The following is an 11,380-nucleotide window of genomic DNA, read 5'->3' as shown; positions in this document are numbered from 1 at the left end:
GTCAGTGTTTACTGTGCAAAATAAATAATGGCGTCATTGCAAAGGAAGAGAAGCAATCTATTCCCGTTCCCGTATTACGCTGCGCTAGTAAACCATGCCGTCATTGCGAATGCAGTGAAGCAATCCAGTTACGCCTCAATGCGCCGCATCCCAATTTTCCCCTATGCCGATAGAAACCAACAAAGGAACCGAGAGTTGCACCGCATGCTCCATCATATGACGAATCTTTTGCGAACAGCCTTCAACGGCCGGCTTTGCAACCTCAAACACCAATTCATCATGGACCTGCATAATCATTCTCGCCGATGAATTTACTTCGGCCCTTTGCCAGTCTGCAATAGCAATCATGGCTTTCTTAATAATATCCGCAGCAGTGCCTTGCATCGGTGCATTAATTGCCATACGTTCAGCCGCTTTCTGGCGCATCATATTACGCGTATTAATTTCGGGTAAATACAGTCGACGCCCGAATAAAGTTTCTACATAACCATTTTCATGCGCCTGCTGACGAGTACGGTTCATATACTCTAAAACTTTGGGGTAGCGATGAAAATAAGTATCAATATAACGCTGCGCATCTTGACGCTCTACACCAATTTGCTTGGCCAAGCCAAACGCAGACATGCCATAAATCAAGCCAAAATTTACTGCTTTAGCACGACGACGATATTCTGAGCTTACCTCCTCACGCGGCACCTGAAAAATTTCTGCAGCAGTTGCCGTATGAATATCCCAGCCATTGGCGAAAGCGGTAAGCAAATTTTCATCCTGGGATAAATGCGCCATGATGCGTAACTCAATTTGCGAATAGTCCGCTGCCAAGATGAGGTGTTCAGGGGGCGCAATAAATGCGGTACGGATCAAGCGCCCTTCTTCATTACGGATGGGTATATTCTGCAAATTAGGCTCGCTTGAGGAAAGACGTCCAGTTGCTGCTACCGCTTGGTTATATGAAGTATGCACTCTGCCCGTTCCCGCGTTAATCTTTTTCGGTAAGGCATCAATGTAGGTAGAAACTAATTTACTTAGCCCGCGATATTCTAAAATAACTGCGGCTAGACGATAGTCAAAAGCTAATTCTTGCAACACGGACTCTGCCGTTGAGGGCTGTCCTGTTGGCGTTTTCGCAATCACCGGGAGCTTTTGTTCATCGAACAAAATCTCTTGTAATTGTTTGGGCGAATTCAAATTAAACGGCCTACCCGCCAGTTGCAAGGCCTCTGCTTCAAGTTCTTGAATGCGTTCTTTGAGTCGTGTGCCGTGGTGTTCTAAAGTTGTCGCGTTAATCAACACGCCACCTAATTCCATATCAGCAAGTACGGTGACGAGCGGCATTTCAATGGTATTGAATACTTTTTGCAAAGACGCTTCCATCATTGGGAATAGTTTACGGTGTAATTGCAGGGTGACATCGGCATCTTCTGCCGCATAAACACCAGCTTTTTCAACTGGAATTTGGTCAAAACGTAATTGCTTGGCTCCTTTACCGGCGATTTCTTCAAAGGTAATGGTTTTATGGCCCAGATATTTTAAGGATAAGGAATCCATGTCATGACGACCCGCGCTGCTATTTAACACATAGGATTCCAACATGGTATCGTAGGCAATACCTTGCAGGTGAATACCGTGATTTTTCAATACCGAGTAATCGTACTTAATATTTTGTCCGATTTTTTTAATTTTGGGATTTTCCAAAATAGGTTTTAACTGGGCTAATACCTCTTCTCGGTTTAATTGTGGACTGCCATCCGTGTGAGTAAAAGGGACGTATGCCGCCTTTTGTGGCTCAATAGCAAACGATACACCGACAATTTCTGCCTTCATAATATCGATATCTGTTGTTTCGGTATCGATGCAAAATTCGTGACATTGTTCCAGCTGTTGCATCCAGGGAGCGAGTTGCTCCTGGGTGGTTATCAGCTCATGAGTTGCGTTAATTGCACTCGTTTCGGTGGCTTGCTCCGGAGGGCTTTCTTTGGACTCTAAGAGTTCTTTAAGCCAGTTTTTGAATTCAAGCTCACGAACAAGAGCAACGAGTGATTCTTGGGTCACTGGTTTTGGTTTTAGCTCATGGATGTTGAGGGGTAAGTCTAAATCGGTTTTAATAGTTACCAGTTTTTTTGATAAGGGCAGTTGCGGAATACTGGCGCGTAAATACTCACCAATTTTTCCGGTGATGCGCTCCGCATTCACCACCAAATTATCCAGGGTCTGATATTCAGTTAGCCACTTCACCGCTGTTTTAGGGCCACATTTGTTAACCCCGGGAATATTATCCGAGGTATCACCCACTAAGGTAAGATAATCGATGATTTGTGCTGGTGTTACTCCAAATTTTTCTTTAACCCCAATAATATCCATTGTGGAATTGCTCATGGTATTAATCAGGCTAATATGTTCGTTAACCAATTGCGCCATGTCTTTATCCCCGGTGGAAATGACTACAGGGATTCCTTGCTCTGTGGCTTGTTGTGCCAAGGTACCAATCACATCATCGGCCTCGACCCCTTCAACAATCAATAGGGGTAAGCCCATTGCTTCTAATAATTGAATTAAGGGTTGGAATTGTGAACTTAACTCGGGGGGCATGGAAGGACGATTGGCTTTATACTCTGGATACCATTCATCACGGAATGTTTTGCCTTTGGCATCAAAGACTACCGCCAACTCTTCTGGCTGATAATCTTTAATTAGTTTTTTAATCATGTTGGCCACCCCATAGACCGCCCCAGTGGGCTGTCCTTTGGAGTTAGTTAACGGGGGGAGCGCATGAAATGCGCGGAAAAAATAGGATGAGCCATCGATGAGAATTAATGGAGCTTTCATTATTTACTCTACCTCTAGCTTGGATAATTGCGCACGGAGGCTGGCAATTTGTTCGGAAAGGGTTTTTATATTTTTACGTATTAAGGGAATGCGATTCACTGCCAGTTCATGCTTTATAGCAATATCTTTGGGGCGTGCTGGATTTCCAAAATAAACCATTCCCGCCTTGAGCTCTTTCTTGGGAGCCACCCCGGAGCGAGCGCCTAAAACAACGCCATCACCAATAGTCACGTGATCGCTAACCCCTACGTTCGCGGCAAAAATCACATGATTTCCGGTGGTGCAACTGCCGGCAATGCCAGTAAAACCACAAAGAATATTGTGCTTACCTAATTTTACGGAATGGGCAACTTGCACTAGATTATCAATCTTTGTTCCTTCACCGATGATGGTAGCACCCATAGTGGCGCGATCAATCGCGGTATTGGCACCGATTTCTACATCATCATGAATGATTACTTTACCCATATGAGGTACTTTTAAGTGTTTACCCTCAACAAAAGTATAGCCAAAGCCATCAGAACCTATAACGGTCGATGCATGAATAATAACTCGGGAGCCGATTTGGCAGTGATCATACACGGTGACATGGGAATGTATGGTGGTATTTGCACCAATAGTAACCCCATGACCTATATGAATGTGGCTTTTGAGGACGCAGTGATCGCCAATAACACTACCTGATTCAATATTAACATAAGGGCCTACATAGACATCTGCTCCCAATTGCACGTCTTCACCAATAACCGCTGTAGGATGGACTCCGGGTTGAATTTTGGGCGCTGGATGAAAATGATGGAGAAGAGCAATAAATGCTTTAAGTGGGTGGGCTACTTGAATCACCGGCTTAACAGCACTTTCCATACCTTGAGCCACTAATATTGCCGCAGCGGGAGATGCTTCTACTATTTTCAGATTGTCAGTACTGTCAGCAAAAGCCAGGGTTCCTGCTGCAATATCATCAATAGGGGATAAGGCAGAAATCCGTAGCGAATCATCGCCGATGACAGCCCCTTGTACTAAACTTGCTATCTCATAAAGCGAAGCATTCATGTTATTGGCCTCTAAAATTTGCAAAATTGGCTGATTATATACTCCTTATGGTGTCTTTTCGAGTCTGTGTTGAAAAAGCCTGAGCGGTCTCAAAACGTTGCCAATTTGCGACCCATACTCTTGGTTGCTTAATAGTCTCTTAAGAATTATTTTGTATAATTTGATTTATTTTTATCTTTTTAGTGAATATCATGAACAGGAAAGCAATATTTCGTCTTTCGAGGGGCTTGTTTGATGCCTTGCATCAGCTAGAGGGAGCGGAGGGGCACACGGTTTCGGTTAAAACGCAAGCTGTTCTTGATAGTTTGGACCAATTGACAACGGCTATTGGCGAGTGTGGGACGAGGACGGAGGTGCAGGAATTGCTGCAGCAATTAAATCCTCTAACCGCTAATACCCAAACATTGATGCAATCCTCTTCCCTGGCGACGATAAAGAAAAATGTAGAACAGATTTTAACGTTCTTAGATATCCATACGCCGGAGATGATTTTTCTTTTAACTGCGCCATTCGATGAAGAGGCTCGTACCGGCGATGGGCAATATGCAAAAACCTTAGTGCAAGGATTCTCACAATATTCGACCACCTCGTGTATTTGGTTGAAACAAAAAGATCAACATTATTCTATTCCTCGTTCTCCAGGGCTCCAACCTATCCCTGCCAACTCGATTCCTACCGTCTTTGTGCTTCAACCCGTAGCCAATAAGCGTACAGTCTTAAGTGGTTACTCCTGTGAAACCCTAGAGCAACTAGATACGGCTATTGAATATATTAAGGGTAAAATTACACTACGAACACCGCAAGTTATACTTGGTCCTGATAAGAAATTGTTGCGTATTGGTTTTATGAGTGGTAATCGAGAAATAATTTTTGGACATAAGGAGGTTGTTGAGCAGCTTGCATTAGTGACTGGGCAACTAGCCGATCTTAAAGATGATAAAAAAATTAAAATTATAAAGCAACTTAATAAGTATAAAGAAGATATTTGCAGGGTTTTATTTGATAAAGAGAATAAAGAAAAGGCGGTTAAATTATTTGAAGACATGGTTCAATACCTGGAGCAACAGGGAAACAAAGGTGTTATCAGTAAAGATGGCTTTGCGAAAAGTGAAAACCCAACGAAATATTTAGCTGATATTATCAAACCATGGGGCTCTCTGAGGGACATCCAAAAAGTTAAGATAAAGAAGTCGGAGATGAAGAATGCTCTGCTTTTACTCACGAGTCTGCAAAAAGAATTTGAAGCATCGCACTATGATAAGCTGGAGCTAATTACGGCCTTAGAGCAACTTTCAGGAATTAGAGAATCGTTTTATGATTTTGTGGCGCAGCGTGTGGGCAAGCGTCACCCACAAAAAATTGACGGCATTGCGGAGTTTTATAAAGTCTTAGAAATTGCTAAAGCGGATAAAGATAGACAAAATATTATTCGCCAATTAGCAGAAACCATGAAAAAGCTTGGTAAAAACAGGAAATTAGGTGTCGATATTCATATTCGTGTCCCGGATACCGGTGCTTTCATTATGCCTGCTGATATTGCTTTTTTCCGCAAGGAAGGGATTAGGGTCAATATTACCGTCCATGAATACAAACAGAATTACACCCGGCGTTTTTTACAAAAAATGGTCCACGATTTGTTGCGCGAAGCCAATTCGGTGCTTTTTTTTAACGAAAAAGATAAAAAAAATGCGGTAAGCGCTACCGAAAGCGGGGATTTGGATAAAGAGCGTAAGGAAAAAGGTGCTTGGCCTATTAGCATGTATAATTTAAAAAATAAGGTAGGATTAACCGTTGCATCGCAAGTCCTTAGTGGCACTTCCTTATTAAAGCCCAAACAAGTGCTCCAAAAAGAACCGAATATTCTGTGTTTTGGTACAATCCGACCTGGGAAAGGGTTTGAAGAAGCCTTGGAAATTGCCAGTTCACTCAAAAAAAGAGCTGAAGGAAGCTTCCTTACGTTTAAGGGGATTGTTATTATCAGCGGTGATCCACAAAATACGAAATTAATGGAGCAACTTTTCGCAGAGCGTTATGGTGCTGAGAATTTAAAACAATATCAGAGCGAACTTAAAGAGCCTTCCGTTAATTATGAAACCATGGATAGTGAGCAAAAACGGAGCTATTGGAAAAATGCAAAAATGGCACTCGAATTAAGGATTAAGGTTCTGAATAACCCTTCTATAGAGATTCATCCCTGGTGCGAGCCAGAAGAACTTGCCCAATTAAAACAGAGAAGTAAATACGTTTGCCGCATGGATGATATGGGGATGCGAAATAATGGTTCGGCGATTATTAGCGTCTTAGATGTAGGAGTTATTTACACTAAATGGGGATGTGTTACTGATTCTGAGTATTATCCCTTAGGTGAAGACAAGGATAAAGGCATCTATGGTGATGCTGTGGATTTAGGTAAAAACAAGTATGGCCTTCACCAAGCAGAGAAAAAATGGGATGAGAAAAAGAAAAGTGAAACAAGTTTCAAACGTGACCCTATGGCACGCCACCCTGTAGATGATATTTTGGCCTCTATTCTAAAAAGAGAAGAAGACCAGCAACAACATGAGGGTGATTTGACTATGTCGGTAAATTACCAGACGGTCGTGATGGCGCAAAAGTTGTTAACCGAGCGATTTACCTTGCAAAATGGGGTCTTAAATTTGCTGCAGGCTTTTGTTTTAGACGAGCCAGAATCATTCTTTCCTCAGCTTGTTGGTGAGGCTATAGCCTCCAGCCCCAAAAATCCCAACCGTTACAAGGGTATTGTTGAGCAGGGAGTGCAAGCAAATCATCATTTATTTTTTAATGGACAACAGGTATGGGGAGCGGCGCAGCTTGCTTTAAATAAAGAAGGTGTTGTTGACAATAATGGTGAAACAGTAGAGAGCGTTCCTGTGACAGGAATAGAATTCAACCTAGCTTAGGATTAGTGTATGACGAGTGTTGCTGTGTGGGCGAGTAAATTAGATTTATTATTACGAAATGTAAACAGTGATGTTAATGAATCAGCTAAGGCTGCTTTAATTAAGTACCTCAATAGTTTTGCTTTACGCGATTTAATGAATATACTTGCTCATAATCAGCATTTGCGCGAAGAGCTAAGACAACCGCGTTATGCCGCTTACTGGGATGAGGAATTATCTAAAGTACCCGTGGCGACCGCGGCTTCTCTTTTCTCATTTAAAAAACAACAGCATGTTTCCTCCTTAGACTTTCTTATGGGGTATCTTCTTGCTAACGAATTAGTTGCGCAGGATAAGCCTCCCGCCTATCAACAATTTTTTGAATTAGCGAAAACCTATCATTCATTGTATGCGCTGCATTTAGGGACTCAGCTACTAATACGCTCGTTGTATCAGGAGGAAAGAATTGCGGCTGAGGATCTGGCTTATTGTGAAGACTTGGTGCGTGATGAGGCAAGGTATTATGGTACACCGGGTTATTTATTGGCCTCTAGTGTTGCATTTCATTTCATGTGTTTGAAAATAAATAGTGCTGTAGGTGAGCGTGATGTGTTGGAGCGGCAAGAGATCCTATACTCCAAGGATAGCCACCTGTATAAAGCTTATTTCTATGTAGTGATGGCGCGACGATTGAAATCGAGGTCGGAAAGTGAACAGCATAATGCTTATTTTGGCGGTTCCTTCGCCGATCATTATCCCTTAGGTGTGAATTCACTAGAGGCAGTAGAACAATGGTTTCAAAAACGCTATGCAGGGAATTTCACCCCCAAGATACAGAACGATTTTGAGTGCAGTGCTGTAGCTGCTATTCACGAGGTGCAAAAATATTTAGAGCAACATTTAACCCGTAGTTTCGGCACTAGTGAACTAAATCCGTATGGAGAAACGCCTGTATTACTAGCCGCCAGGCTGGGTAATTTTGACGAAGTAGTTTCTTTAGTGGAAAAACATGGGGTTGAACAATTAAAAAATGTTGATAAGCAAGGCAATTCCGTATGGCATTTTGCCGTTTTAACCCATAATACTCCTTTAAAAGCTTACCTGAAACAAAAAGTTCCGGAGTTATTATCCATTGCAAATAAATATGGATATATCGCCCCTGACACTATTTTCGCAGCACATCAGTTTTTTAAACCCGCAGCTTCTAACGTTAGTTCTCCCTTGACAGAAGTGAGTCCCCCTAAAGAACTATATTCTGTATGATTACCCGTAAGTAGGGTTTTTTTCCTATAAGCCTGACCACCATTAGGGTGGCTCAGGCTGAATTTAAACTCTTGGTGTTCATTCTAATAAAAATAAAAAAATGAATTCGCATTCTATTTATTCATCGGCTACACTGTTTAATTATTGTTCATTTTTGGTTTGGGGATGCAAATTAAGATATTTCTTTAAATCAGTACGTATAACATTATGATCGTGAAACTATTTGTCATTTTGCAGAGCGATTTTTGCAGATAAGGACATTGGTATAAATCCTTGACGCGATGACAATTTAGCTATGCTGATGGAGCTAAATTATGAGTAAGTCCTATCTAATAAAACCGCCTTTAAGTATTTTTAAAGAGTATGATATTCGCAATCCGATTGGCGAAGATTTGAATGAAAATACTTATTATACTTTAGGCGTTGCTATTGGTAGTGAACTCCAGGATTTATATGGTTTACACACGTTGCTGCTCTGTCGCGACAGTCGGCCTACTAGTAATATGTTTGCGGATGCCTTGATTAAAGGCTTATTATTCACCGGTACCAATGTTATCGATATTGGTTGTTTACCCACACCCGTCTTGTATTTTGCGATGCATGACTTGCAATGCCAATCTGGATTAATGATAACTGCCAGCCATAATCCCACGACCTATAATGGCTTGAAAATCATTTTAGGCAAACAAAATTACCACGGTGAACGCTTACGCTTATTGCATCAACGCATTATGGAGCAACGCTACTTGTTTGATGATACAGGGCGAGGGCGAGTGGTGCAATATCCTGAAGAACAAGTAATTAATAAGTACATTCGTATGGTTAAAGCCAGTTTAAGAGGGGTTAAGCCATTAAAAGTCGTTATGGGGGGGGGTAATGGGGTTGCCTGTCGCCTGGCTCCACAATTATTAACGGCTTTAGGTTGTGAGGTCATTCCTCATTATACTGAAGAACAATCCGCTTCATCTGCTGAGGAAAACTTAAATGGCTTGCGCTTGGCTGTGCAAACTCAGCAAGCTAATTTGGGACTTGCTTTTGATGGGGATGGTGATCGTCTGAGTGTTGTTGATAAAAATGGTTGTGTCATTGCTTCAGATTATTTGCTGTTAGCATTTGCGGATGCATTACTAAAAAAAGTGGTAAAACCAGCAATTGTTTTTGATGTGAAATGTACTGCTCATTTGCAGGATTATTTAGGTGCGCATAACGGTCGTGCCATTATGAGCAAAACCGGTATGGCCCATATTGTAGCAACTATGAGTGCACATCGGGCGGCTATTGGTGGGGAGTTTTGTGGGCATTTTTATTTTAGCGATCGTTGGTTACCCCATGATGATGGGCTTTACGCCGCGGCACGCGTATTGGAAATGCTCAGCGAGCAAAGTAAAGACAGTCATCAGTTTTTTGCACAATTCCCTAAATCATTAAGTACGGACGAATTAAAAATTGGCATTACTGAGGGATTAAAAGTGCAATTTATGCAACAATTAGTGCTCCAGGCTCCCGCATATTTATCAGGGGAATTAGTGCATATTGATGGGTTAAGAGCCAATCTAACTAATGCCTGGGGGCTTATTCGCCCCTCAAATACAGGACCTTATTTAACAGTGCGTTTTGAAGCCAAAACGTATGAGGCGATGCAAGACATTAAATGGATGTTTGGTCGCTTAATCAATGCCACCAATCCCCTATTAGCTCTACCATTTTAGAGGTAAACCCTATTTTTCTCGCCCTTTATATTATTTTTCATGATGTTAAGGACTGGGAGAAAAGGTTGCTGCTGCGTTCTCTTGGAAGTGCGTTGCATAATATTTATGCGCCCAGCGGGGATGCAAAGCATCAACTGGGATATCTTCCACTGCTTTATCTAGAATAAAGGTATAATTTTTTAAGACAAATGCAATTAAAGTTTTAAATACTACATTAACAAAATGGCCACCGGCCGGGCAGGAGCGTGGACCGTAGGAAAAGGGGAAAAAATGTGGGCCACTAAAATGAGGCACTTTATGGTTAAAACGTTCCGGATTAAACTCCTTGGGGTGAGCCCAATAGTCTGCGTCAAAATGTTCCCGTCTTATAGCGCTAAATAAATAACTGCCTTTAGGAACAGGAACGTCACGTTCTACACCATCATTGCCGATGACCTTTTCTAAAAAAGCATTATCCCCCGTTCTGCGCGCAATGACGGAGGTGGGTGAGACAAAACGTAAGGCTTCTGCATACACGGCATCTAAATAAGGTAATCTGTCGAGTGCTTTAAAATCGTTAAAAGTTTTTAGGGTAGTTATTTCGCTAACTAGGCGCTCTTTAATCTGTGGGTTTTCCATTATTTTGGCTAAGGCAATAGTACATAAGGCAGATAAATTACTTTCTACAATCAATGCGGCTCCTCCATGGGTTTCTTGCAGGATTTGTATTTGTTGCAAGGCTGCCAGGCTTAAAAAACTGTTTTCTTCTTGCTCTGGTGAAACCACTTGATCAAAGAGGTACAATTTTTGTTGAATAATGCGGTGAGCTGAGTCGCTGATAAGTTTACTGGATAGTGAGAGTAAATCGGCACTTGCTTGTTCAAAATCGGCTTTACCTGGATTGCTATGGACGATTTTTTCACTCATGGCTTTTAGAATAGGGATGTCTGTGAGCGTCACTGGATTAAGGCCAAAAACCGTGCCGCCAATAATATTGGTGCAGACCAAACTGATTTGAGTTTCTATGTCCACATCCGCTTGCCAGTTGGCACATTGCTCTTGTATCAATTTTAAGGTTTCGCTATGGATGCGATGAGTGACGCTTAAGTGTGATTTTATTTTGCTGCGCTCATGAGTTGCTTCACTACTTGATAAGTTTACAATCGTTTTTTTCTTGATGGCCGCTTCCATCACCTGAAAGGGTTCACGGGCTTGGGGATCTACAGGATTTTCCCCATAGCTGGCGACAATTGGCACAGGGGCCATAATTAAGCTGGCTAATTGATAGTTGGGGGCAAAATAGGGACCCACGACCAACTTGCCTACCCGCTCTGGAGTATTTTTCATTCGCCGATAACATTCATCCAAGATCCAATCCCGGTTAAAGCCATGCCAAATTAATTCAGGTAAATCACCGAAGAGATAGGCGCGGCCAAAATTAACGGTTTGCATTGATGCATCGCTTAATAAGTTTAAGGTCCCATGATACAGCTGGGTTATTGGGGTAGTAATGAAAGAAAAATAACCCATGAGCAACGTTCCTTTTTAATGAGTAGAGGGTTAAATTTTTACAAGATTATTTAATTAAAGTCTATCTTATTCTTAAGTTCAGGCTGTTTGAAGTAGGGGGCAATACACTGAAATGAAGCC

At 41.9% G+C, this 11,380-nt stretch carries 6 protein-coding genes; 3 read left to right on the top strand and 3 right to left on the bottom strand.

Going from position 1 to position 11,380, the window contains the following annotated elements; translation table 11 throughout:
* Positions 1-135: 135 nt before the first annotated feature.
* Together polA and lpxD are read right to left on the bottom strand one after the other, a co-directional pair.
* Complete coding sequence (polA, locus tag ACD661_RS08150) at positions 136-2,826, bottom strand: DNA polymerase I (RefSeq protein ID WP_400187368.1); 2,691 nt, start codon at positions 2,824-2,826, stop codon at positions 136-138.
* 3 nt (positions 2,827-2,829) lie between these two features.
* Positions 2,830-3,879 (bottom strand): UDP-3-O-(3-hydroxymyristoyl)glucosamine N-acyltransferase, encoded by a 1,050-nt coding sequence (gene lpxD, locus ACD661_RS08145; protein WP_400187367.1) that lies wholly within the window; start codon positions 3,877-3,879, stop codon positions 2,830-2,832.
* Positions 3,880-4,070: 191 nt separating this feature from the next.
* On the opposite strand from lpxD, the gene ACD661_RS08140 reads away from it, so the two are divergent.
* The 3 genes from ACD661_RS08140 to ACD661_RS08130 all read left to right on the top strand — a co-directional run bounded on the left by ACD661_RS08140 (position 4,071) and on the right by ACD661_RS08130 (position 9,751).
* Positions 4,071-6,800, top strand: coding sequence for a hypothetical protein (locus ACD661_RS08140; protein WP_400187366.1), 2,730 nt, complete (start codon positions 4,071-4,073; stop codon positions 6,798-6,800).
* A gap of 9 nt (positions 6,801-6,809) precedes the next feature.
* Positions 6,810-8,042, top strand: coding sequence for a DUF5630 domain-containing protein (locus ACD661_RS08135; RefSeq protein WP_400187365.1), 1,233 nt, complete (start codon positions 6,810-6,812; stop codon positions 8,040-8,042).
* A 314-nt stretch (positions 8,043-8,356) separates the two neighbouring features.
* Positions 8,357-9,751, top strand: coding sequence for a phosphomannomutase/phosphoglucomutase (locus ACD661_RS08130; RefSeq protein ID WP_400187364.1), 1,395 nt, complete (start codon positions 8,357-8,359; stop codon positions 9,749-9,751).
* 45 nt (positions 9,752-9,796) lie between these two features.
* On the opposite strand, the gene ACD661_RS08125 is transcribed toward ACD661_RS08130, so the two are convergent.
* On the bottom strand, positions 9,797-11,260 hold the full coding sequence (locus ACD661_RS08125; RefSeq protein WP_400187363.1) for a cytochrome P450: 1,464 nt from the start codon (positions 11,258-11,260) through the stop codon (positions 9,797-9,799).
* Positions 11,261-11,380: the final 120 nt, after the last annotated feature.

Origin of the sequence: Legionella lytica (genome assembly GCF_044626755.1) — a bacterium.
GTDB lineage: Bacteria > Pseudomonadota > Gammaproteobacteria > Legionellales > Legionellaceae > Legionella > Legionella lytica_A.
This window is presented reverse-complemented; position numbering and strand designations above follow the sequence as displayed.